Genomic DNA, 22,911 nt, shown 5'->3' on the forward strand with positions numbered 1-22,911 from the left:
CGCCGCGATCGCCAGCAAGCTGGCTCCTACACAGGAGACTGTTCGGGCGATTGATAGCTGGATGGATTTGCTCGAAGCGATATCCACAAAGGTCCTGAGTGCACCCTCGCACCGACAGCCAACCCGCAACTTCCTTGTAGGAGCTGGCTTGCCAGCGATGTTCTCGCACGCGGCTCGCCGTTCTGACGATTGAAAGTAGGGTGGACGTCGCTTCATCCGTCCACCATCGTGATGGTGAATGGAAACGGCGGCCCTTATCCACCCTGCTGGTTTGGGGCGATATCAGCCTTCGAGTTTGGCCAGCGCTACGCCTGCGTCGAGGTAGGCGCCGGCCTGTTCGCGGATGGTCAATGTGCCGCTCACCGGGGCGGTGATCTGGGTTTCCATCTTCATGGCTTCCATCACGGCAATCACCTCGCCGGCCTTTACCTGGGCGCCATCCTCGACCAGCCAGGCATGCAGGTTGCCGGAAATCGGCGCTGTCACCAGGCCTTCTTCCGCTGTGGGGGGCGCTGCCTGGGGAGCCGCTTGGGTTCCACCGGCCAGCGGTGTCAGGCCTTGCAGCAATGCACTGGGCAAACCCAGTTCATGGCGTTTGCCGTCGATCTCGATGAAGGTGCGCAGCACGGCGGCATCAGCGGCTGGCAGGGTGCGTGGGGCCAGGGTGATCTGTTCGGCGAAATCGGTCTCGATCCAGCGCGTGTGCACGGCGAAGCGCTCGGGGCCGGTGAAGTCGTCGTGGGCCATCACGGCCTGGTGGAACGGCAGCACCGAGGCGATCCCTTCGATCTGGAATTCGGCCAGCGCACGGCGGGCGCGAGCGATGGCCTGTTCGCGGGTGGCGCCGGTGACGATCAGTTTGGCCATCATCGAGTCGAAGGTGCCGGGCACTTTCGAGCCGCTTTCCACGCCGCTGTCCAGGCGCACGCCGGGACCGCTCGGGGGGCGGAATGCAGCGATCTGCCCCGGGGTGGGCAGGAAGCCCTTGCCGGCATCTTCGGCGTTGATACGGAATTCGAAGCTGTGACCACGGGGTGTTGGCGTTTCGCTGAACGACAGCGGCAGGCCGTCGGCGACACGCAGTTGTTCGATCACCAGATCGATGCCGGTGGTTTCTTCGGTTACCGGGTGTTCGACCTGCAGGCGGGTGTTCACTTCCAGGAACGACAGGGTGCCATCGGCGCTGAGCAGAAACTCCACGGTACCGGCGCCGACGTAGCCAGCCTTGGCGCAGATGTCGTGAGCGGCCTGGTGGATGCGCTGGCGTTGCTCGTCACTGATGAAGGGCGCAGGTGCCTCTTCCACCAGTTTCTGGTTACGCCGCTGCAACGAGCAGTCCCGCGTGCCGACCACCACCACGTTGCCGTGGGTGTCGGCGATCACCTGCGCTTCGATATGCCGCGGGCGGTCGAGGAACTGCTCGACGAAGCACTCCCCACGCCCGAACGCCGCCTCGGCTTCGCGTACTGCCGAGGCGTACAGCTCGGCGACTTCATCCATGCGCCAGGCGACTTTCATGCCCCGCCCACCGCCGCCGAACGCGGCCTTGATGGCGATTGGCAGACCATGCTGCTCGGCGAAGGCCAGCACTTCGGCAGCACTTTGCACTGGGCCGGGCGTACCGGCGACCAGTGGCGCGCCGACCTGCTGGGCAAGCTTGCGGGCCTCGACCTTGTCGCCGAGCACGTCGATGGTTTCCGGGTTGGGACCGATCCAGATCAGCCCGGCGTCCTGCACGGCACGGGCGAAGTCGGCACGCTCGGAGAGAAAACCGTAGCCGGGGTGCACGGCATCGGCACCGGCGCGTTTGGCGATGGCCAGCAGTTTGCCGATGTCGAGGTAGGTGTCGGCGGGGCGCTCGCCGTCCAGAGCATAGGCTTCGTCGGCCTGGCGGACGTGCAGGGCGTCGATGTCGGCGTTGGCGTACACGGCCACCGAGCCAATACCCTGGTCGCGGCAGGCGCGGGCGATGCGCACGGCGATTTCACCACGGTTGGCGATCAGTACTTTTTTCATGGGATCTCTTTCACGTCGGCAGTGGAAAGGAGGGCGTCGGCCTGCAGCTCGGCGAACGCATCGATCGGGTTGAAGCGGATCTGCGCATTGATCGGTATCTGTCCGGCCAGGTCCAGGTGGTGGCTGGCCACGGCGGCGATCACCGGGTAGCCGCCGGTCAGCGGATGGTCGGCAAGGAACAGCACCGGTTGGCCACTGGCAGGCACCTGAATGGCGCCGAGCGAGGTGCCTTCGCTGGGCAGCTCGTCAGGATTGCAACGCTCCAGCGGCACCTCACCGGTCAGGCGAATGCCCACCCGATTGGATTGCGGGGTTACGCGCCACAGCTGGCTGCTCAGCCGTTGGATGGCGGCTTGGGTGAACCAGTCGCTGCGCGGGCCCATGACCACATCCAGGGTGATCACGTCGTTGGCGGTCGGTAGCGCGAAGGCGGGCGCTTCCTGCACCGATACGCTGCAGCCACCGCTGGTTTCGTTGAAGCCCAGCCGGTCGCCGGCAGCCAGGGCCGGGGGGCCGACCTGCGCCAGGGTGTCGGTGGCCAGGCTGCCCAGCACGGGCGCGACAGCGAAGCCGCCGCGAATCGCCAGGTAGCTGCGCAAGCCCGCCTTGGGGGCACCCAGGCTGACGCGGTCGCCGTCTTCCAGTTCGATGGGCTGGTAATTGCCAGGCTGCCACTGCAGGCCGCTGGCGGTGGTCACGGTCAGCGGCGTGCGCGCGCCGGTGACGGCGATGATCGTGCGTCCATGGCAGACGAAGCTCAGGCCGCCGAGCACCACCTCCAGGCAGGCGCTGGCGGAGTCGTTGCCCACGGAGCGATTGGCCGCGCGCAGGGCGCCACGATCCAGCGCGCCGGACATCGACACGCCCTGGTCGGTGTGACCGGCGCGGCCGAGATCCTGCAGCACGCTCTGCAGACCGGGGGTGAGAATTTCCAGGTGGGCGCCGCTGCATGTTTCGCTGGCCGCGGGCTGCTCGTGCGCTGGCAGGCCGCCGGGCGGTAGTGGCCCGGCATCCGTGAAGCGCACCTTGTAGCCGGGGCGCAGCAGGGCCGGTTCGTCGCGCCCCAGGTCCCACATCTGCAAGGGCGTGACGCCGATGATCTGCCAGCCGCCGGGGCTGGCCTTGGGATAAACACCGCTGAAGTTGCCGGCCAATGCCACCGCACCAGCCGGGATGCGCGTGCGCGGGGTTTGTCGGCGCGGTACCTGAAAGCCCGCGCCCCCGGTGAGATAACCGAAGCCCGGCGCGAAGCCGCAGAAGGCGACCTCGTAGTCTGCGCTGGTATGGCGGCTGACTACTTCTTCACGGCTGATGCCCAACAGGCTGGCGACCTCGTCGAGATCCTCGCCGTTGTAATGCACGGGGATCTCCACGCGGCGGCTTTCCCGCGTGCTGCGCTGGCTCAGGTCGCGGCGGGCGATGTGGTTGATCAGCACCTGCCGGTCGACAGCACTGGGTCGGTATTGGATCAGCAAGGTGCGCGCTGCCGGGACGATTTCTTCGATGCCGGCTATGGGCGTGGCCTGCAGCGAGTCGAACAGCGCCAGGGTTTCGTCCAGATCGGCCAGTTCCACCAGCAACGCATCCAGATTGACGGGGAGAAAACGCACTGCAAGCTCCTACACGTGGTACGTGCTGTCGGGCACGTCGGTGATGAACATATGGCCTGGCGAATGGGTGATCGCGAACGGCACGCCGGAAGCCATGACGGCCGCCTGGGGCGTGACGCCGCAGGCCCAGAACACGGGTATCTCACCTGCGTCGATACGCACGGGGTCGCCGAAATCCGGTTTCTGCAGGTCGGCGATACCCAGGCGTTGTGGCTCGCCGATATGCACCGGGGCGCCATGCACCGAGGGGTAGCGCCCGGAAATGCCGGCCGCTTCGGCGACGCGATCCGCCGGGATCGGCCGCATCGACACCACCATCTCACCGTGCAGACGGCCTGCGGGGCGGCAGGCGCGGTTGGTGCGGTACATCGGTACGTTGCAGCCATCGGCGATATGCCGTACTTCGATGCCAGCTTCCTGCAGGCCGGTTTCGAAGGTGAAGCTGCAGCCGATCAAAAAAGCCACCAGGTCCGGGTGCTCCGCCCAGGCTGCGCTCGCATCGCTGACCTCTTCGGCCAGCTTGCCGTCGCGCCAGATGCGGTACAGCGGAATGTCGGTACGCAGGTCGGCGCCTTCGGCCAGTACGGTGCGCGGGCTGCCGGCGTCGCTGACGTCCAGCACCGGGCAGGCCTTTGGGTTGCGCTGGGCGTAGAGCAGGAAGTCGTAGGCCCAGTCGCGGGGCAGGGCGATCAGGTTGGCCTGGGTCATGCCGGGAGCGATACCGGCGGAGGGCGCGATCAGGCCATTACGATACCCGGCGCGGGCTTCGCGTGCGGCGGCGATGGCGGCCTGTTGAGCGCGTTGCAGGGCGTTCATCGGGCGGCTCCGGCAAAGGATTGCAGGGTCACGCCGGACTTCTCCAGCAACTGGCGGACCTCGAGGGCCATCTGAATGGCGCCGGGGCTGTCGCCATGCACGCAGATGGAATCGGCCTCGATCCGCGTGACGCTGCCGTCGATGGCTTCTACCGTGCCGTCTTCGACCAGACGCAGCATGCGCTGCGCGACGTTCTCGGCATCGTGCAGCACGGCGCCCGGCTCACGGCGTGACACCAGGGTGCCTTGCGGGGTGTAGGCACGGTCGGCGAAAGCTTCGGCAACGCAGGTCAGGCCTTCGCCCCGAGCCAGATCGACCAGGCTGGAACCGGCCAGGGCGACCAGCACCAGGCTGGGGTCGACGACGCGTATCGCCTCGATCACCGCCAGGGCCTGGCGCTGGTCATGGGCAATGGTGTTGTACAGCGCACCATGGGGCTTCACGTAGCGTACCGACGTGCCGGCGGCATGGGCCAGCGCCTGCAGTGCGCCGATCTGGTAGATCACGTCGGCGGTCAGTTCGTCGCTGGCCACGTCCATGTTGCGGCGGCCGAAGCCGACCAGGTCCGGATAGGCCACGTGGGCGCCGATGGTCACTCCCTTGGCCGTGGCGGCTTTGAGGGTGCGCAGGATGCCGGCCGGGTCGCCAGCGTGAAAACCGCAGGCGACGTTGGCGCTGGTCACGATGTCGAGCATTGCGGCATCGTCGCCCATGCGCCACTGGCCAAAGCTTTCGCCCAAGTCGCTGTTGAGGTCGATGTTCGGCATGTCGGGTCTCCTTGAGTCAGGCCACATTGAGGAAAGCGAAGATCGGGACGACCGATTTGGCCGCCATGTACCAGGTCAATGCGCAGGTCAGCGCGCCGAGCACCAGCAACCAGCGGGGGTAGTGGTAGCCCTCCATGAGGTCGGAGCGGCACCAGCCCACGTAGATGAAGATGGTCAGGCCGATCGGCAGGATCAGGCCATTGAAACCACCCGCGAAGATCAGCAGGGCTGCCGGTGGTGTGCCGAGCAGCAGGTAAACGCCCAGGGAAATGGCGATGAATACCACGGTCGCCAGGTTGCGGCCGCGCTCGCTGATGGATTTGTTGAAGACCGTGATGAAGGACATCGAGGTGTAGGCCGCACCGATCACGCTGGTGATGCCCGCTGCCCAGAGGATCAGGCCGAAGGCACGCAGACCGAATTCGCCCGCCGCGGCCTGGAAGGCTTGCCCGGCCGGGTTGGCGCCCTGGCCCGAGGTGTCGATGACCACGCCACTGGCGACGACACCGAGAATGGCCAGGAACAGGATGTAGCGCATCACCCCGGTGACCATGATGCCGCTCAGTGCTGCCTTGGACACCTCGTTGATGTTCTCCACGCCGACCGTGCCGCGATCCAGCAGGCGGTGGGCGCCAGCGTAGGTGATGTAGCCGCCGACCGTGCCGCCGACGATGGTGGTGATGGTCGCGAAGTTGATTTCGTCCGGCCATACCGTCTGGCGCAGTGCCTCACCGAGCGGCGGGTTGGACGCGAAGGTCACGAAAAGGGTCAGGGCGATCATCATCACCCCCAGCACCACCATGATCCGGTCCACGGCGATGCCGGCGCGGTGCGACATGAAGATGCCGATGCCCACCAGGGCACTGAGTGCGCCGCCCCATTTGGTATCCAGGCCCATCAGTGCGTTGAGGCCCAGACCCGAGCCCGCGATGTTGCCGATATTGAAGACCAGGCCGCCGAAGATCACCAGCACGGCCAGCAGGTAACCGCTGCCGGGAATCGCCGCGTTGGCGATATCCGATGCGCGCATGCGGGTCAGGGTGACGATGCGCCAGACGTTCAACTGCACCACGAAGTCGATGAGGATCGAGGCCAGGATGCCGAACGCGAACGCTGCACCCATGTTCGCCGTGAAGGTAGCGGTCTGGGTGATGAAGCCAGGGCCGATGGCCGAGGTCGCCATCAGGAAGATGGCCGCTATCAGGGAGGAACGACGTGAGCGGGCGAAGTCGCCGGTGGTCTGGGCCTGCATGGAACACTCCTGAGGACTGGGTTACGTGTGCAGGGTGTAAGGCAATCACCATGCCACATCACCAGAAATGCGTTCTCGTTGTTGATTCTAGACGCATTTATTGTTCAACAATCTTATTTGTATTGATGATCTATTTGCACTGTTTTGTTACCTCGTTACCCAGTGATGATTCAGCATGGTGCGTGAGGTGACAACCTTGCCCCTTGCCTGAAGCGCCTCGCTCGGAGACCATCGAGCCTCTTCGGCTCTCGTTCGTTTGCGCAGGGCCCAGCTATTGCTCGGTGGATCGGTGATGAACAAAGACATGCCTGACAACCCGCGAACCCTCGGGGAAACCGTGACGGCGGAGATTCGTCGCAAGCTGGTCGATGGTGAGCTGGTACCGGGGCAGCGGCTTTCCGAGGCGGCGCTGAGCGAAAGCCTGGATATTTCCCGCAATACGCTGCGCGAGGCCTTTCGCGTGCTGACTCAGGAGGGTCTGCTCAAGCATGAGCCCAACCGCGGTGTATTCGTGTCGGTGCCCGATATGGCCTCGATCATCGAGATCTACCGGGCACGGCGATTCGTCGAGTGCCAGGCGCTGGTGCAGGCGTATCCCAAGCATCCGGCGGTGAAACGCATGCGCGAGGCGGTAAGCGCCGCCCAGCGCAGCGCCGAGGTGCCGGACTGGGGCGCAGTCGGCACGGCCAACATGGCCTTCCATGCGGCCATCGTCGAGCTTGCCGACAGCCAGCGGCTCAACACCTTTTACGCGCACCTGTCCGCTGAGCTGCGGCTGGTATTCGGCCTGCTCAACGACCCCGAATTTCTCCACGCGCCCTACATCGACATGAACGCCGCGATTCTCGAACGACTGGAAGCGGGGCGGCCAGACGAAGCCGCCAAGGCGCTGGATGCCTATCTGGTGCAATCCGAGCGCACCATCCTCGCGGCTTATGCTCGCCGCGGCAACTGATCTGCCGCTCTTGCGAAGCCGGCGCGCTGTCCCTGGCAGGAGCCTGCCTTCAATCTCTGCAGCCGCGGCGACAGGTGGCGAGGGGCGATTACAGCGAGGGTGCCTGCTGTCGTCTGCGCCAGCCGGCGAGGCGCTGCTCCAGAGTCTTTAGGCTGGCGATCTGCTGCTTGCGGGCCCGGCTGAACAGGATCAGTGCCAACTCGGCGGTCACCAGGGCATCGGCGCTGGCGTGGTGACGTTGCTGCACCTGCAGGCCGAAATGCCGTGTCCAGTCATCCAGACCGCCATTGCGGATTTCCGCCTCGGGGCAGAGCAGGGGGGCCAGCTCGGCGACGTCGAAGAAGGGGTGGCGCAGGCGCAGGTTCAGGGTCTCTTTCAGGGCGCGGGCGAGCATGCGCTGGTCGAAACCGGCGTGAAAGGCCAGCAGCGGGCTGTCGCCGAGAAACTCCATGAAAGCCAGCAGCGCTTCACCGGGCTCGATGCCGGCGGCAATGGCGCTGGGTGCCAGGCCGTGGATCAGCACACTGGCGCTGACCCGATGATCGTCGCGGTGCAGGGTGCATTCGAATTGCTGGCCAAGCTGGATGGCACCGTTGTCGATGACCACTGCACCGATCGACAGCACCTGGTCACGCTTCATGTCCAGCCCACTGGTTTCCAGGTCGAGCACCACCAGGCGTCGCTGCGTCAGCGGTGTTTCATCCGGCACGGCTGGGGCTGGCAGCGCATCGCGACGGCGTTGCTGTTCAGGGGGCAGGGTCGTATGGCGGCGGGTCAGCCAGGTGAGTGCATTCATAACTGGTAGCGTAGCGCCAGGCTGCTTTGCAGGCGCTGGGCCTGACGAAAGGATTCACGGAGGATGCGCCGATCCAGGTGGTTGAGACTGTCCGGGTCGAGGCGGTTGGAATACGGCTGGGCCTGACGCGCCTGCAGTTGATGCTGCTGCAGGCGCGTCTGCTGGATGAAGTGATAGGCCTCTTCGTAGGCCGCGCCATCCAGTGGGTCGATGATGGCTCGGTCGATCAGTTCGCGCAGGCGCTGCTGGGTATTGCAGGCCTTGATGCCATTGGCCAGGGCCAGCAGTCGGGCGCCGTCGACGAAGGGCGTCAGGCCCTGGGACTTGAGATCCAGAGTGTCTTTCTCGGCGCCGCGACGGGCCACCACGAAATCCCGAAAGCGCCCAACGGGTGGCCGTTGTCGCAGGGCGTTGTCGGCCATCAGGCGCTGGAACAGGCGGTTGTCGGCGATCTGCCCGAGCAGCTCGTCGCGCAGTTTTTCGCAACCGCTGGCGTCGCCCCACACGGTGCGCAGGTCGAAGTAGATGGTCGAGGCCAGCAGGTTTTCCGGGGACGCCTCGCGCACGAAGCCAGCGAAGCGGCGCGACCACTCCTGGCGCGACAGGCACAGTTGCGGGTTGCCGGCCATGATGTCGCCCTTGCACAGGCTGAAGCCGCATCGTGCCAGGCGTTGATTGATCTCCATGGCCAGTGGCAGCAGGCGGCCGCGGATCGCTGCGGCCTCCGCGCCGTCCGCTGCCTCGAAGAGAATGCCGTTGTCCTGGTCGGTATGCAGGGTCTGCTCGCGACGCCCCTCGCTGCCGAAACACAACCAGGTGAACGCAACGCCCAGGTCGCCCAGGTCTTCGATGGTCAGCTCGATCACCCGGCACACGGTGTGGTCATTGAGCAGGGTGACGATATGGGTGATCTGGCTGGCGCTGGCACCGTGGGCTAGCATGCGGTCGACCAGTTGGCGGATGTCTTCACGCAGGGCGGCGAGGGTTTCCACCCGCCCGGCGTGGCGAATGGTGCGGGCCAGGTGCACCAAGTCGACGCGCTGCAGGGAAAACAGGTCGCGTTCGGAAACCACGCCGCAGAGTTTGCCCTGTTCCACCAGGCAGACGTGGGCGATATGCCGCTCGGTCATGGCGATGGCGGCATCGAAGGCGCTGGCGCTCGGCGGCAGGTGGAAGGGCGACTGGGTCATCAGGCTGTCGATCGGCAGCTCCAGCGAACTGCCGTCCGCCACCGCACGGCGCAGGTCACGCAGGGTGAAGATGCCCTGTGGGCGCAGCCCGGGATCGACGATGACGATGCTGCCGACCTGCCCTTCGTGCATCAGCCGCACGGCATCGCGCAAGGGCATGTCCGGTGCGCAGGAGATCGGTTGGCGCATGGCCAGCTCGCCCAGGCGGGTATCCAGCGAATACTGCGAGCCGAGGGTTTCCACCGCGCGCATCTGCACCTGCTGGTTGACCTGATCGAGCAGGCTGCTGACGCCGCGCAGGGCGAAATCGCGCAGTGGCGTGGACTGCGCGAACAGACGGGCGAAGGCGGTTTTGTCGAGCAGCAGGCAGAAGGTGTCCTCGGCGGCCAGGTGAGCGGTGCGCGTGGCCCGTTCACCGATCAGCGCAGCCATGGGAAAGCACTCGCCGCTGGTGATCTCGAAGGTGGTTTCCGTGCCGCGCCGCGCCGAGTGCGGGCGCTGGCCATGAACGCGGCCCTGCTTGACGATGTAGAGGTGCTGCACCGGGCCATCGTCCGGGTGGATGATGGTGTCATCCTCGCCATAGAAGCGCAGTTGGCAGTGTTCGACCAGATAGGCGAGGTGGGCGGTATCCATCTGGTTGAACGGTGGAAACTTCTGCAGAAACTCCATGGTGCCGTGGATGTTCTGCTGCACCGCGGTCTTGCCGGCCAGGGCGAAATCGTCCGCTGGTTTCATCGCTCGCTGTTCCTTTCGTTCTTGTGGCGACATGGTGGCGACCTGGGCCCGGATTCGACATAGGACGTAAGTCTAGGGTCTGTCGGCGGCCTGCGTTTTATCGATTGTCACGAGATTAGCGCGGCCGGTCGTGAACCTCTGCGGTCATTTGGCGTCCTGTTTTGTCTGGGACGCATTTTGTCTGAGACGCATTTTTAATCCGGAGCGCTTCGTTCAATTCCGGAGACAGAGGAGAGCACCATGAGCGGCAACCATCTTGGCCGAACCCTGGCCCTCGGCCTTGGCATCATCCTGAGTTGCAGCGCCAGCGCGCAGCAGAAGCCCATCGAGCTTATCGGCATCAACGTGGCTGGCGCGGCATTCGCCAGTTCGCACATTCCCGGCAAGCACGGCACCAACTTCTTCTTCCCGCCGTCCGGTTATTACACCAAATGGCAGCAGAAGGGCATCAGCTGGGTGCGCTTCTCCATTCAGTGGGAGCGCCTGCAGCCCAAGGCCAATGGCGAGTTCGATGAAAGTTACGCCAAGCTGATCGACAAGACCCTGACCGAAGCCCACCAGAGCGGCATCGAGGTGATGCTCGACGTGCACAACTACGGGCGCTACTACGACAAGGTGATCGGCACCGACGATGTACCGATCTCCGCCTACAAGAATCTGATGGAACGCATCGCCGCACGCTGGGGCAACAACCCGGCGGTGTATTCCTACGACCTGATGAACGAGCCCTACGGCGCGGCCAACAAGTTCTGGCCGGAAGTGGCCCAGGCCGGCATCGACGGGGTGCGCAAGTACGATTCGAAGAACGCGGTGTACGTCGAGGGTGCGCAATATTCGTCGGCAACGCAGTGGCCGAAGCTCAACGATGCCTTGCTGGACCTGAAGGATCCGGCGAACAACATCGTCTATTCGGCGCACATGTACATCGACCCCGACAGCAGCGGCAGTTACAAGCAGGCCCTGGCGCCCAATCTGGATCCGCAGATTGGCGTCAAGCGCATCGAACCCTTCGTCAACTGGCTGATCAAGCACAACAAGAAGGGCCATATCGGCGAGTTCGGCGTGCCGGCCGACGACGAGAGCGGCCTCAAGGCCCTGGATCAGACCCTTGCCTACCTGCAGAAACACTGCATCCCGTTCACCTATTGGGCGGCGGGGCCCTCGTGGGGCAAGCACAAGTTGTCGATCGAACCGGTCAAGGGCGTGGACCGGCCGCAATGGGCGGTATTGCAGAAGTACCTGGGGGGCGGCAACTGCACCAGTATCGGTCCGGGAACCTGAGGTTCCCGTTCGCGCTCTGATTAGCGGGGCGGCACTCAATGCTGCCGTCACCGTTCCCCTCGTAAGACCTCATCTCAAGGATGCAAACATGACAAACCGCAATCTGTGGGTGGATTATGCCAAGGCAATCGGCATCCTCCTGGTGGTCTATGGCCATGTGGTGCGCGGTTTGCTCAACGGCGGCATCATTACCGAGAACGTGGATTTCCACTGGCTGGTGGACAGCGTCATCTACACCTTCCACATGCCGCTGTTCTTCTTTCTGTCCGGGCTGTTCTTCTGGCACTCGCTGAACAATCGCGGCAGTGGTGGCCTGTTCTGCAACAAGATCGACACCATCTTCTATCCCTTCGTGCTCTGGTCGTTGCTGCAAGGCAGCATCGAAGTGGTACTGGCCCGCTATACCAATGGGGGCGTCGGGATGGGCGAAGTGCTGGCGCTGCTGTGGTCACCGCGCGCGCAGTTCTGGTTCCTGTACGCGCTGTTCGCCGCGTTCTGCCTGGCCATCCTGCTCTATCGCAGTTTCTCGACAAGGGCGTTCCTGCCGCTGCTGGTGCTCAGTGCGCTGTTCTACCTGCTGCAACAGTGGACGCCGCGGGTCGCCGTGCTGGTGTTCCTGGCGCAGAATTTCGTGTTCTTCGCCCTTGGGGTCTGGTTCAACCAGATCCGTGATGGCATCGAGGCACGCGCCTCGGCATTCGCCCTGGGTAGCGGCCTGGCGTTCATCGTGGTGCAGTATCTGTTCCACGGTCCGCTTGGCCTGACCTATGCGGATCGTGGTGCGGCATCGCTGGTCGTGGCCTTCATCGGCATTCTGTTCAGCGTCAGCCTGTGCATGGTGCTGGCGCGTCGCCCGCTGGACTGGGTGCTGACCCTGGGCGCGCTGTCGATGCCGATCTTCCTCATGCATATCCTCGCCGGCAGTGGCATGCGAGTGATCCTGAGCAAGTTTCTGGGCATCAACGACGACACCTTGCATATCGTCGCCGGCTGCCTGGCGGGCGTAGTGCTGCCGATCATCGCGGCGAAGATTCTCCAGGCGCTGGGCATCAACTGGTTGTACGAAGCACCGAAGCGTTTCTCCGCCTATCGCTGGCAGCAGCGTCGGGTTGCCGTGCAGCCAGCTGGGTGATGCGGATACCCGGCATTGGCGCAATGCCGACGATCGCTTGGTGGGTTACGCGACGCTTGGAGATTTTCGGTGTTTGAAATTTATAGGCAGTGCGTCGCTAACCTGCGCGGCCCGACCCACCCTACGGGTCTTGCGCGGCTCCATAGGGCGCCGTAACCCGCCACTTGTACGATTCCGGTTTGGAAAAGGAAAACCGCCTTTCGGCGGTTTCCTTTTGCGCGGACGTTTAGCGCGCCTGGCTGGCTTTCAGCTCGCGGCGGCGGCGGTGCAGCACCGGTTCGGTATAACCGTTAGGTTGTTTCGTGCCCTCCAACACCAGCTCCAGCGCCGCCTGGAAGGCGATGTTACCGTCGAAATCCGGCGCCATCGGGCGATACAGCGGGTCGCCCGCGTTCTGCCGGTCGACCACCGGGGCCATGCGCTTGAGGCTCTCCAGCACCTGCTGTTCACTGACCACGCCATGGCGTAGCCAGTTGGCCAGCAACTGGCTGGAGATGCGCAGGGTGGCACGGTCTTCCATCAGGCCGACGTCATTGATGTCCGGCACCTTGGAGCAACCGACGCCCTGGTCGATCCAGCGCACCACGTAGCCGAGAATGCCCTGGGCGTTGTTGTCCAGTTCGTTGCGGATGTCCTCGGCGCTCCAGTCGGTGCTGGGCGCCAGCGGGATGCTGAGGATTTCGTCCAGCGAGGCCGGTGTGCGCTTGGCCAGTTCGGCCTGACGGGCGAATACGTCGACCTTGTGGTAGTGCAGGGCGTGCAGGGTGGCCGCGGTTGGTGACGGCACCCAGGCGGTGTTGGCGCCGGCCAGCGGATGGCCGATCTTCTGTTCGAGCATCGCGGCCATCAGGTCGGGCATGGCCCACATGCCCTTGCCGATCTGTGCACGGCCCTGCAGGCCTGTGGCCAGGCCCACGTCGACGTTGTTGTTCTCGTAGGCGCTGATCCACTTCTCGCTTTTCATGGCGGCCTTGCGCACCACGGCGCCGGCTTCCATCGACGTGTGGATTTCGTCGCCGGTACGGTCGAGGAAACCCGTGTTGATGAACACCACGCGTTCGCTGGCAGCGGCGATGCAAGCCTTGAGGTTGACGGTGGTGCGGCGCTCCTCGTCCATGATGCCGACCTTCAGGGTGTTGCGCGGCAGGCCCAGCACCTGTTCGACACGGGCGAACAGCTCGCTGGTGAACGCCACTTCCTCGGGACCGTGCATCTTCGGTTTGACGATGTACACCGAGCCGGTGCGGGTGTTGGCGCGGCTGCTGTTGCCGTTGAGGTTGTGCAGCGCGGCCAGGCTGGTGCACAGCGCATCGAGAATGCCTTCCGGCAGCTCGTTACCGCTGGCGTCGAGTACCGCCGGGTTGGTCATCAGGTGGCCGACGTTGCGCACGAACAGCAGGCTGCGCCCGTGCAGGGTGAGCTCGCCGCCATCCGGGCGGGTATAGACGCGATCCGGGTTCATGGTGCGGGTGAAGGTGCTGCCCCCCTTGCTCACTTGCTCGCTCAGGTCGCCCTTCATCAGGCCCAGCCAATTGCGGTAGACCAGGGTCTTGTCCTCGGCATCGACTGCGGCTACCGAGTCTTCGCAGTCCATGATGGTGGTCAGCGCGGACTCCATCAGTAGGTCTTTCACGCCTGCCGCGTCGGTGCTGCCGACCGGGCTGCTGGCGTCGATCTGGATTTCGAAGTGCAGGCCGTTATGCTTGAGCAGAATGGCGATTGGCGCGCCGGCTTCGCCCTGGAAACCGACCAGTTGGCTGGCATCGCGCAGCCCGCTGATATCACCCTTGTCGAGGGTGACCAGCAGCTTGTCGCCTTCGATGCGATAGCCGCTGGCATCGGCATGGGAGCCGGCCGCCAGTGGCGCGCTTTCATCGAGAAAGGCGCGGGCGAGGGCGATGACCTTGTCACCGCGCACCCGGTTGTAGCCCTTGCCCCGTTCGGCGCCGCCGTCCTCGCTGATCGCGTCGGTGCCGTACAGCGCGTCGTACAGCGAACCCCAGCGCGCGTTGGAGGCGTTGAGCGCGAAACGGGCATTCATCACCGGCACGACCAACTGCGGGCCGGCCAGGCGGGCGATTTCGTCATCGACGTTTTCGGTGCTGGCTTGCACCTGATCGGGCTGCGGCTGCAGATAGCCGATCTGCTCCAGAAATGCCCTGTAGGCCACCGCGTCGTGGGGCTTGCCGGCCCGGCTGCGGTGCCAGTCGTCGATCTGCGCCTGTAACTGGTCGCGCTTGTCGAGCAGGGCCCGGTTCTCTGGTGCCAGATCGCGGAACACCGCATCGGCACCGGCCCAGAACGCATCGGCCGTGACGCCGCTGCCGGGAATGGCTTCGTCATTGATGAAATCGAACAGCACCTTGGCGACCTGCAGGCCACCGACTTGAATACGCTCAGTCATCTCTCGCCTCTCTGCTTCGCTTAGCCACTGTATCGGCAGGGAACCCTCGGTGCTGCGCAGACAGATCGCTATCGGGGGCCGTTGTAGACGGCTGCCCGCGTCGATGCGGCTTGTCTGGAGATGCTTCGTGAGCGGGGTTTTCCACAACCAGCAGGACTGGGGTTGAATTCATGTAGTGGTTTTCTGCAGATACTACATGAACGAATTGGGAAAAACAGTCCAGAAATGGTCACCGCTACCTTGGTCGTACTCGAGCTTTCTGTATCGTCGAGAGAGCGGCCTATACTGCAGGGCACCCGTGAGGAGTCGATCATGCCGATAAGCGCTGCTGCCACTGCCGATCTCGATGACCTGGTGCCGCTGTTTGCGGCTTATCTGGAATTCTATGGCGTGGACAAGGCCGTCGCGGACGTCCGTGGTTTCCTGGCCGCGCGTCTTGAGCGGGGCGACTCGACGATCTTCATCGCACGTGACGGGCAAGGTGCCGCTCAGGGCTTCGTGCAGCTCTATCCGCTGTACGCCTCGCTGGCCTTGCGCCCGAGCCTGTTGCTGAGCGATCTGTACGTTGCCGACCACGCGCGGCGGCAGGGCATTGGCGAACGCTTGCTCGATGCCGCGCGGCAGCATGCACTGGACACCGGCGCCTGCGGGTTGCAGTTGGAAACGGCAAGAACCAACCTGACGGCGCAGTCCCTCTACGAACGCCTCGGCTATGTCCGGGATGCGGTTTACCTTACCTATTGGCTCGACCTGAGTTGAGCACCAACGACGAGGACGTGAGCATGGATCATCTGATACTGACCGTTATCGCCCAGGATCAACCCGGCCTGGTCGAGCGTGTCGCCCAGTGCGTGGCCAGGCATGGCGGCAACTGGCTGGAAAGCCGCATGTCGCGGATGGCCGGGCAGTTCGCGGGCATCCTGCGGGTGGATGTCCCGGCGGCCTCCCACGGTGCGTTGATGGAGGCGCTGAGCGAGCTGAGTGCCCAGGGTATCCGTGTGCAGCTCGCGTCAGCGGGCGCCGAGCCGGACTGCACCTGGAAGTCCATCCATCTCGATCTGCTGGGCAATGACCGCCCAGGGATCGTGCGCGATATCACCCGGCTGCTGGCGGACAACGGCGTCAATCTGGAGAACCTGGTCACCGATGTAACGCCCGCGCCCATGAGCGGCGAGCCGCTGTTTCACGCCCAGGCGACCCTGGCAGTACCGGAAGGGCTGCCACTGAGCACGCTGCAGACCTCGCTGGAAACCCTGGCGGACGATTTGATGGTGGAATTGAAGTTACGGATGGAGGAGTAGCCATCGGCATGCCTGTTTGAGTGAATGAGCGCCATCGAAACGACAAGGCCGCCCGATAGGGCGGCCTTGTCATTACAGGGTCAGCTGATCACCACTTGTAGTCGACGCTGGCGATCACGCTACGCGGGTCGCCGTAGTAGCAGTAGAAGCCATCGCAGGTCGACAGGTATTCCTTGTCGAACAGGTTCTTGGCATTCAGCGCGACGCTGGCGCCTTCGAGGGTGCTGTTGAATTTGCCGAGATCATAGCGCATCGCTGCATCGTAGACGGTATAGGAGCGGGTATGACCGTCCGACACGTCGCGAACGAAGCCCATGCTGCCGACGGCAATGTTGTTGGTTTCGCCGATGTAACGTGCACCGAAACCAACCCCAAACCCGGCCAGCGCGCCGTTGTTCCAGGTGTAGTCGGCCCAGATGGATGCCTGGTTTTCGGGCGTCAGGGGCAGCGCTCTGTTCTTGTCCCGTGGGTCGCCGACCTTGGTCATCTTGCTGTTTGCGTAGGTATAGGCGGCCGTGATCTTCAGGTTGTCGCTGACGTTACCCACCGCCTCCAGTTCCAGGCCGCGTACCTGTACTTCTCGAACCGGTTCAGTGGCACCGGCGGTGCTGGTCGTGATGATGTTCTGCCGCTTCAGGTCATAGGCCGCCGCTGTGAACAGGATGTCGCTGCCTGGCGGTTGATACTTGATGCCCAGTTCGTACTGCTTGCCCGTGCTGGGCCGGAAGGTTCGACCACCACTGCCTCCAGCCTCGGCCTGGAAGGATTCGGCGTAGGACACATAGGGGGTGAAGCCGGAGTCGAACACGTAACTCAGCGCGGCATTACCGCTGAAGGCGCTGTCGCGGCGACTGTCTTCGGCGTTGCCTGCGTTATAGAACGTGGTGTCGGTGCTGAGCCAGTCCTGACGGCCGCCCAGCGTCAGGCGCCAGTTGTCGAGGGCGATCTGATCCTGGATATACAAGCCCATGCTGTGGCGTTTCTGGTTGTAATCCTGAAACGCGCTGTAGGAGACGTTGCTGAAATCCTGGCCATAGATCGGGGTGATGATGTTGCTGGTCGGCGCGGAGCCGAACAGCCACCGGTAGTTGGTGTTGACGCGCTGGTAGTCCACTCCGAGCAGTAGGGTGTGCTTCAGCGCACCGGTATCGAAGTCCGCTTGCAGGTTGGAATCTACCGCAAATTGGCTGACATCCTCGTCAACCACGTTGGCACCACGAGAAAGCGTTCCGTCATCTGCAACGGCTGTTGCGAAACCGCCCGCCGTAATGCTCTGAAATTCCAAGTCGCTCTTGGTGTAACGCAGGTTCTGGCGGAACTGCCACATATCGTTGAGGCGATGCTCGAAGGCGTAGCCCAGCGCGTAATACTTCTTGTCGTAGAACTCCCAGTCCGGATCGCCGAGATTCTTGTGGTAGTCCACCTTCCCGGCCGGCGTAGCGAGTTTTGTGCCTTGCAACGGCAGGAATTGGCTGGTGGTGCCGGTATCGTCGCGGTTGAACTGGCTGAGGAAGGTCAGCCGGGTGTCGTCGTCGAGGTTCCAGGTCAGGCTGGGGGCGATGTTGAAGCGTTGATCGTCGATATGCTCGATCGCCGTGCCGCTGTCGCGCAGTACACCGCCGATACGGTAAAGAAAACGCCCCTCGTCATCGACGCGGCCGGTGCTGTCGAAGCTGATCTGCTTGTGCTGGAAAGTGCCGACCTGCAGCTGTATCTCGTTGCTGCTGACAGCCTCCGGGCGCCGGCTGACCATATCCAGCAGGCCGCCTGGAGGTGTCTGGCCGTAAACCGAGGAGGCGGGACCGCGCAGCAGGGCGACGCGCTCCAGGTTCCAGGTTTCCAGCTTGGGCATCACGTAGGTGCCCTTGGGCAGTGGCAAGCCGTCGAGCATCTGGATCGGCTCGAAGCCACGGATCTTCATCCATTCGGCGCGGCTGTCACTGCCGTAGCTGCTGGCGATGACGCCGGGCATGTAACGCACGGCATCATCCAGGTTCTGCACCTTGCGATCCTGCATCTGCTCGCGTGTCGCCACGGAGATCGAACGTGGTGCTTCGAGAATCGACGTGTCGGTCTTGCTGCCCGCCGCCGTGCGGGTGGCCAGGTAGCCGGTGGTCGGCCCCCAGGCACCCTCCACGCCAGTGCTGGCGCTGATGGTGGTCTCGGGCAATGCCAGCGCGGCGTTGTCCGCTACAGGCTGCACGCTGTAGGTCCCGGCAGCACCGGGTACCAGCATCAGGCCCGTGCCGGAAAGTGCCTGGCGCAGGGCGCCAGCGGTGTCGAACTGACCTTGTACCGGTTGCGCGCTCTTGCCGGCGGTCAGGCCCGGGTCGATGCTCAGCACCACACCGGCCTGGCCGGCGATCTGGTTGAGGGAGCTGGCCAGCGGCGCAGCGGGCAACTGGTAGGTACGCACGCCGGAGTCCGGCGCCTGGGCCAGACTGAGTGCGGGCAGGCTGACCAGCGCCATGGCGGCGACCAGCATGCTCGGGCGGAACGGGGTACGGCTGAACATCTGCATCGCAGGTGGCTCCTACAGGGAAATGAGTCTCGATTTCCTAATGCCGAAGCAGATGCAGAAAGTGATAGGGCCAGCGCGAAATATTTTTTACCGAGGCGTTTGCGGCACGACCGTTATCCACCAGTCGGTATGGCGCTCGATCCTTACCGGCAGGCTGGCCGGTAGCGCGGCCAGTGCCAGGTCTAGATTACGCAGCGGGAAGCTGCCGCTGATGCGCAGATCGGCGATGCTGTCGTCGACCCCCAGATGGCCGTTCTGATACTCGCCAAGCCGCTCCAGCAACTCGGCCAAACGCACGTTTTCCACCACCAGCATGCCGTGCATCCAGGCGTCCGCTGCGGCCGGTGCCGGCTCACTGGCGCCCAGGCCGTCGCTGCTCATCAGCACTTGCTGACCTTGCGGGATCACCCGCTCGTCGCTGGCGTAGCGCGGCTGTGCAGCCACCGCGGACTGCAGCACGATCAACTGGGTGCCCTGCTCGTCCTCGCGCACCAGAAAGCGGGTGCCCAGGGCACGCAGGGTGCCGTGTTCGGTCTCGACCAGGAACGGCCGCGGATCGCCGTGGGCGGTTTCCACGAGAATTTCGCCACTGCGCAGGAACAGCCGACGCTCTTCGGGGGTGAAAGCGATATCCAGCGCGCTGCGGCTATTGAGGCGCAGGCGGCTGCGATCGGCCAGTTGCAGTTCCCGTTGTTCGCCGGCTGCGGTCACTTCATCGGCCAGCCAGTCGCTCAGCGGGCGCTGCTGGTTGAGCAGGCCAAGCCCCAGCACCGCGACCAGCAACACACCGAGCAGGCCGCTGACGGTGCGTCGCTGGCTGCCAGCCGGGCGCCGCAACAAGGCCTTGCGCGCTGCCGGTGCCGCCGCCACCGCGAGTTGCTGGTCCAGGCCGGTCAGTTGTTTCCAGGCGCGTACATGCTCGGGGTCGCTGGCCAGCCAGCGCTGGAATTCGACTTTCTCCCGTTCACTGGTCATGCCCGAGTCGAGGCACAGCTGCCAGTGGATGGCGGCTTCCAGCACGCGATTGCTGACCGGCGCAGAGGCAGCGATCATGCCGTCGGCTCTCCGTACAGGGCGATGTAGCACTGCCGTACCGCCTGGGCGAGGTACTGGCGCACCCGGGGAACCGACACGCCGAGACGTTCGGCGATCTCGGCATGACCGAGGCCATCCAGGCGGTTGTAGAGGAAGGCACTGCGCGCCTTGAGCGACAGCGTGCCGAGCAGACGATCGATTTCGCGCAGGGCCTCGAGCACCAGCGCCTGTTCTTCCGGGCTCGCGTGCACCGCTTCAGGGGTGTGGCTCAGCTCTTCCAGGTAGGCGCGTTCAACGGCGTTGCGACGGAAGTGATCGATCAGCAGCCCGCGGGCGATGGTGCCGAGCAGGGCGCGGGGTTCACGCATCTGCTGCAGGTCGGCCTTGCCAAGTATGCGGACGAAGGTGTCCTGGCTGAGGTCTTCGGCTCGCTGCGGGCAACTCAGGCTTTTACGCAGCCAGCCGAGCAGCCAGTCGCGATGATCGCGATAGAGCTGACCCGTCAGTTGCTGATGCGTGGATTCCCCGACAGACACACGTAGCTCCGCGAATAAGGAGAAATAAAGCAATAACTATTCGCATATGATTGCAGGATGCAAGCAGGCCCTGCAATCGCTTGTGATCGGTTTTGTGTGGAAGGTCGTGGGGATCGGAGCCGGGCAGGAATCCGCAAGCGCGAATGCCTGCCCTCGGCTTTGCCGGTCAGCGTTTGCGCAGGGTCAGCCAGGCATCGACGCTATACACCGCCAGACCTGCCCAGATGAACAGGAAGGCGACCATCTTGCTCGGGTCGAAATGCTCGTCGAACACGAACACGGCCAGCAGCAGCACCAGAGTCGGCGCCACGTATTGCAGAAAACCCAGGGTGGTGTAGGGCAGGTGCCGTGCGGCAGCGTTGAAGCACACCAGCGGGATCAGGGTGACCGGGCCGGCCGCCATCAGCCACAAGGCCTCGGTGGTGGTCCAGAATGCCGGCTGGTTGCTCATCGCCGCGGGGTGCAGAAGAATCCAGCCAATGGCCAGCGGCAGCAACAGCCAGGTCTCCACCACCAGGCCTGGCAGCGCAGCGACGGGGGCTTTCTTGCGAATCAGGCCGTAGGCGGCGAAGCTCAGTGCCAGCGCCAGAGACACCCAGGGCAGGCTGCCGACTTGCCATAGCTGCTGGGCGACGCCAGCGGCTGCCAGCCCTACGGCAACCCATTGCAGGCGACGCAGCCGCTCACCGAGGATCAACATGCCTAGCAGCACGTTGACCAGCGGGTTGATGTAGTAGCCCAGGCTGGCTTCGAGCATGCGCCCGTTGTTCACCGCCCAGACGTAGACCAGCCAGTTACCGGCGATCAGCGAGCCACTGATGGCCAGCACCGCGAAGCGTTTCGGGTGGTCGATCAGCTCGCGTAGCCAGCCGGGATGCTTCCATACCAGCAGTAGCAGCGCGCCGAATACGGCCGACCAGAGCGCCCGGTGGACGATGATTTCCAGCGAGGGAACAGCCTGAATCGCCTTGAAGTAGAGCGGGAAAAGGCCCCAGATGACATAGGCCGAAAGGCCCAGGATGTAGCCGCGGCGCAGGTCTGCGGTGGCCATGTAAGTCCTTGATAAGGCAGTGGAGGTTTGCACCATTCTAGTGCGTTGGTGCGGAGTTGTCCGTGCGTTCAGCTTTATTATCGCAGGCGCCTGCTGCTCAAAACAGTTTCAGCGGCTCTTCGTTCAAGGCGGCGATTTGCTCGCGCAGCATCAGGATCTGCTCGCCCCAGTACCGCTCACTGCCGAACCAGGGGAAGCTCTGTGGAAAGGCTGGATCGTCCCAGCGCCGCGCCAGCCAGGCGCTGTAGTGCATCAGCCGCAGGGAACGAAACCCCTCGATCAGCGGCAGCTCGCGCGGGTTGAAGTCGTGGAATTCCTGATAGCCGTCGACCAGTTCGGCGATCTGGCCAAGCCGCTCGTGGCGCTCGCCGGCCAGCATCATCCACAGATCCTGAATCGCCGGGCCCATGCGGCAGTCGTCCAGATCGACCATGTGATAGGTCTCGTCACGGCACAGCAGGTTGCCCGGGTGGCAGTCACCGTGCAGGCGGATCGCTTTCACCGGGTTTTCCGCGAACAGCTGATCCAGACGCTTGAGCAGGTCACGGGCGACCGACTCGTAGGCCGGCAGCAGGCTGCGCGGTACGAAGTTGCCTTCCAGCAAGGTCGCCAGGGAGGCGTGGCCGAAGTTGTCCACCCGCAGCGATTCGCGGTGTTCGAACGGGCGCAGCGAGCCAACCGCATGCAGGCGCCCGAGCAGTTGCCCGAGACGATAGAGCTGATCCAGATTGCCTGGCTCCGGTGCTCGGCCGCCTCGGCGCGGGAACAGCGAGAAACGGAAACCAGCGTGTTCGAACAGGGTTTCGCCATCGCGTTGCAGTGGCGCCACGACAGGCACATCGCATTCAGCCAGTTCGGCAGTGAAACTGTGCTCCTCGCGAATCGCCTCATCGGACCAGCGGTCCGGTCGGTAGAACTTGGCAATCAGCGGCGTCTCCGCTTCGATGCCTACCTGATACACACGGTTCTCGTAGCTGTTCAGCGCCAGCACGCGGGCGTCGCTGAGGTAGCCGAGGCTCTCGACGGCATCCAGAACCAGATCGGGGGTGAGGGCGGCGAAAGGATGAGACATGATCAGCTCCGTCGGTTGGCCGGAGAGTGTAACGCTTGAGCGCCTTCGGCACGGCCACTATTCGCGCTCGTATCCTGATAGGTACGTATCAGGTGGGCTGACGCGGATCATCGTCCGGCCCACCCTGCGGTTGATACGCCTGGGGAGTAGGGTGGGCTTCAGCCCACCACCAATAACCCCCACGGCCCGGAGCTTCGAAGCGCATACTTTGAACAGTCAGCCACCATCGGCGTTGAATGGCTTCGGTGGGCTAAAGCGCCACCCTACGGTTGATACGCGTTGGGAGTAGGGTGGGCTTCAGCCCACCATCAATAACCCCCACGGCCCGAAGCTTCGAAGCGCATGCTTTGAACAGTCAGCCACCATCGGCGTTGAATGGCTTCGGTGGGCTAAAGCGCCACCCTACGGTTGATGCCTCTGGGAGTAGGGTGGGCTTCA

The 22,911-nt window shown here is 64.0% G+C and carries 18 protein-coding genes; 5 read left to right on the forward strand and 13 right to left on the reverse strand.

Annotated features, from left to right (window positions below; all coding sequences use genetic code 11):
* Window positions 1-282 precede the first annotated feature (282 nt).
* From QRN22_RS20400 to QRN22_RS20420, 5 genes are read right to left on the reverse strand one after another with little or no spacing between them, the layout of a single operon-like run.
* Window positions 283-2,016 carry an acetyl/propionyl/methylcrotonyl-CoA carboxylase subunit alpha gene (locus QRN22_RS20400; RefSeq protein WP_042556607.1) on the reverse strand — a complete coding sequence of 578 codons (1,734 nt, stop codon included), beginning with the start codon at window positions 2,014-2,016 and terminating at the stop codon, window positions 283-285.
* Window positions 2,013-3,626 carry a 5-oxoprolinase subunit B/C family protein gene (locus tag QRN22_RS20405; RefSeq protein WP_042556608.1) on the reverse strand — a complete coding sequence of 538 codons (1,614 nt, stop codon included), beginning with the start codon at window positions 3,624-3,626 and terminating at the stop codon, window positions 2,013-2,015. The genes QRN22_RS20400 and QRN22_RS20405 overlap by 4 nt, the downstream gene beginning before the upstream one ends.
* Before the next feature lie 9 nt (window positions 3,627-3,635).
* Entirely contained in the window at window positions 3,636-4,442 is an 807-nt protein-coding gene (locus tag QRN22_RS20410) for a putative hydro-lyase (protein ID WP_042556609.1), read from the reverse strand.
* Window positions 4,439-5,209, reverse strand: coding sequence for a LamB/YcsF family protein (locus tag QRN22_RS20415; protein WP_042556610.1), 771 nt, complete (start codon window positions 5,207-5,209; stop codon window positions 4,439-4,441). The genes QRN22_RS20410 and QRN22_RS20415 overlap by 4 nt, the downstream gene beginning before the upstream one ends.
* A 16-nt stretch (window positions 5,210-5,225) precedes the next feature.
* A complete protein-coding gene (locus tag QRN22_RS20420) occupies window positions 5,226-6,461 on the reverse strand; it encodes an NRAMP family divalent metal transporter (protein ID WP_042556611.1) in 1,236 nt (411 codons plus the stop codon).
* Window positions 6,462-6,753: 292 nt separating this feature from the next.
* Between QRN22_RS20420 and QRN22_RS20425 the strand changes: the two genes are divergently transcribed.
* A complete protein-coding gene (locus QRN22_RS20425) occupies window positions 6,754-7,416 on the forward strand; it encodes a GntR family transcriptional regulator (protein WP_042556612.1) in 663 nt (220 codons plus the stop codon).
* Between the two features lie 88 nt (window positions 7,417-7,504).
* Here the strand turns inward: QRN22_RS20425 and QRN22_RS20430 are convergent, their stop codons facing one another.
* Both QRN22_RS20430 and QRN22_RS20435 read right to left on the reverse strand, forming a co-directional pair.
* Complete coding sequence (locus QRN22_RS20430; RefSeq protein WP_042556613.1) at window positions 7,505-8,212, reverse strand: 3'-5' exonuclease; 708 nt, start codon at window positions 8,210-8,212, stop codon at window positions 7,505-7,507.
* Complete coding sequence (locus QRN22_RS20435; RefSeq protein WP_042556614.1) at window positions 8,209-10,140, reverse strand: putative nucleotidyltransferase substrate binding domain-containing protein; 1,932 nt, start codon at window positions 10,138-10,140, stop codon at window positions 8,209-8,211. The genes QRN22_RS20430 and QRN22_RS20435 overlap by 4 nt, the downstream gene beginning before the upstream one ends.
* A gap of 240 nt (window positions 10,141-10,380) precedes the next feature.
* Between QRN22_RS20435 and QRN22_RS20440 the strand changes: the two genes are divergently transcribed.
* Together QRN22_RS20440 and QRN22_RS20445 are read left to right on the forward strand one after the other, a co-directional pair.
* Complete coding sequence (locus tag QRN22_RS20440; protein ID WP_042556615.1) at window positions 10,381-11,421, forward strand: glycoside hydrolase family 5 protein; 1,041 nt, start codon at window positions 10,381-10,383, stop codon at window positions 11,419-11,421.
* An 88-nt stretch (window positions 11,422-11,509) separates the two neighbouring features.
* On the forward strand, window positions 11,510-12,553 hold the full coding sequence (locus QRN22_RS20445; protein WP_042556616.1) for an acyltransferase family protein: 1,044 nt from the start codon (window positions 11,510-11,512) through the stop codon (window positions 12,551-12,553).
* A gap of 226 nt (window positions 12,554-12,779) precedes the next feature.
* On the opposite strand, the gene QRN22_RS20450 is transcribed toward QRN22_RS20445, so the two are convergent.
* Entirely contained in the window at window positions 12,780-14,957 is a 2,178-nt protein-coding gene (locus QRN22_RS20450) for a malate synthase G (RefSeq protein ID WP_042556617.1), read from the reverse strand.
* A 312-nt stretch (window positions 14,958-15,269) separates the two neighbouring features.
* Between QRN22_RS20450 and QRN22_RS20455 the strand changes: the two genes are divergently transcribed.
* Together QRN22_RS20455 and QRN22_RS20460 are read left to right on the forward strand one after the other, a co-directional pair.
* Complete coding sequence (locus QRN22_RS20455; protein ID WP_042556618.1) at window positions 15,270-15,716, forward strand: GNAT family N-acetyltransferase; 447 nt, start codon at window positions 15,270-15,272, stop codon at window positions 15,714-15,716.
* A gap of 23 nt (window positions 15,717-15,739) precedes the next feature.
* The gene (locus tag QRN22_RS20460) at window positions 15,740-16,258 is read left to right on the forward strand and encodes a glycine cleavage system transcriptional repressor (protein ID WP_042556631.1); all 519 of its coding nucleotides are present in this window, start codon (window positions 15,740-15,742) and stop codon (window positions 16,256-16,258) included.
* 88 nt (window positions 16,259-16,346) lie between these two features.
* Here the strand turns inward: QRN22_RS20460 and QRN22_RS20465 are convergent, their stop codons facing one another.
* The 5 genes from QRN22_RS20465 to QRN22_RS20485 form a co-directional block, all read right to left on the reverse strand.
* Window positions 16,347-18,779: a TonB-dependent siderophore receptor gene (locus tag QRN22_RS20465; RefSeq protein ID WP_042556619.1), complete on the reverse strand. Its 2,433-nt coding sequence runs from the start codon at window positions 18,777-18,779 to the stop codon at window positions 16,347-16,349.
* A gap of 87 nt (window positions 18,780-18,866) precedes the next feature.
* Window positions 18,867-19,832, reverse strand: a complete 966-nt coding sequence (locus QRN22_RS20470) for a FecR domain-containing protein (RefSeq protein ID WP_042556620.1) — start codon at window positions 19,830-19,832, stop codon at window positions 18,867-18,869.
* Window positions 19,829-20,350 carry an RNA polymerase sigma factor gene (locus QRN22_RS20475; protein ID WP_042556621.1) on the reverse strand — a complete coding sequence of 174 codons (522 nt, stop codon included), beginning with the start codon at window positions 20,348-20,350 and terminating at the stop codon, window positions 19,829-19,831. Before QRN22_RS20475 ends, QRN22_RS20470 begins: the two co-directional genes overlap by 4 nt.
* Before the next feature lie 166 nt (window positions 20,351-20,516).
* The gene (rarD, locus tag QRN22_RS20480; RefSeq protein WP_042556622.1) at window positions 20,517-21,401 is read right to left on the reverse strand and encodes an EamA family transporter RarD; all 885 of its coding nucleotides are present in this window, start codon (window positions 21,399-21,401) and stop codon (window positions 20,517-20,519) included.
* A gap of 97 nt (window positions 21,402-21,498) precedes the next feature.
* Window positions 21,499-22,473, reverse strand: a complete 975-nt coding sequence (locus tag QRN22_RS20485) for a serine/threonine protein kinase (protein WP_042556623.1) — start codon at window positions 22,471-22,473, stop codon at window positions 21,499-21,501.
* Between the last annotated feature and the right edge of the window lie 438 nt (window positions 22,474-22,911).

Source organism: Pseudomonas sp. MEJ086 (assembly GCF_030209025.1).
Taxonomy (GTDB): Bacteria; Pseudomonadota; Gammaproteobacteria; order Pseudomonadales; family Pseudomonadaceae; genus Aquipseudomonas; species Aquipseudomonas fulva_A.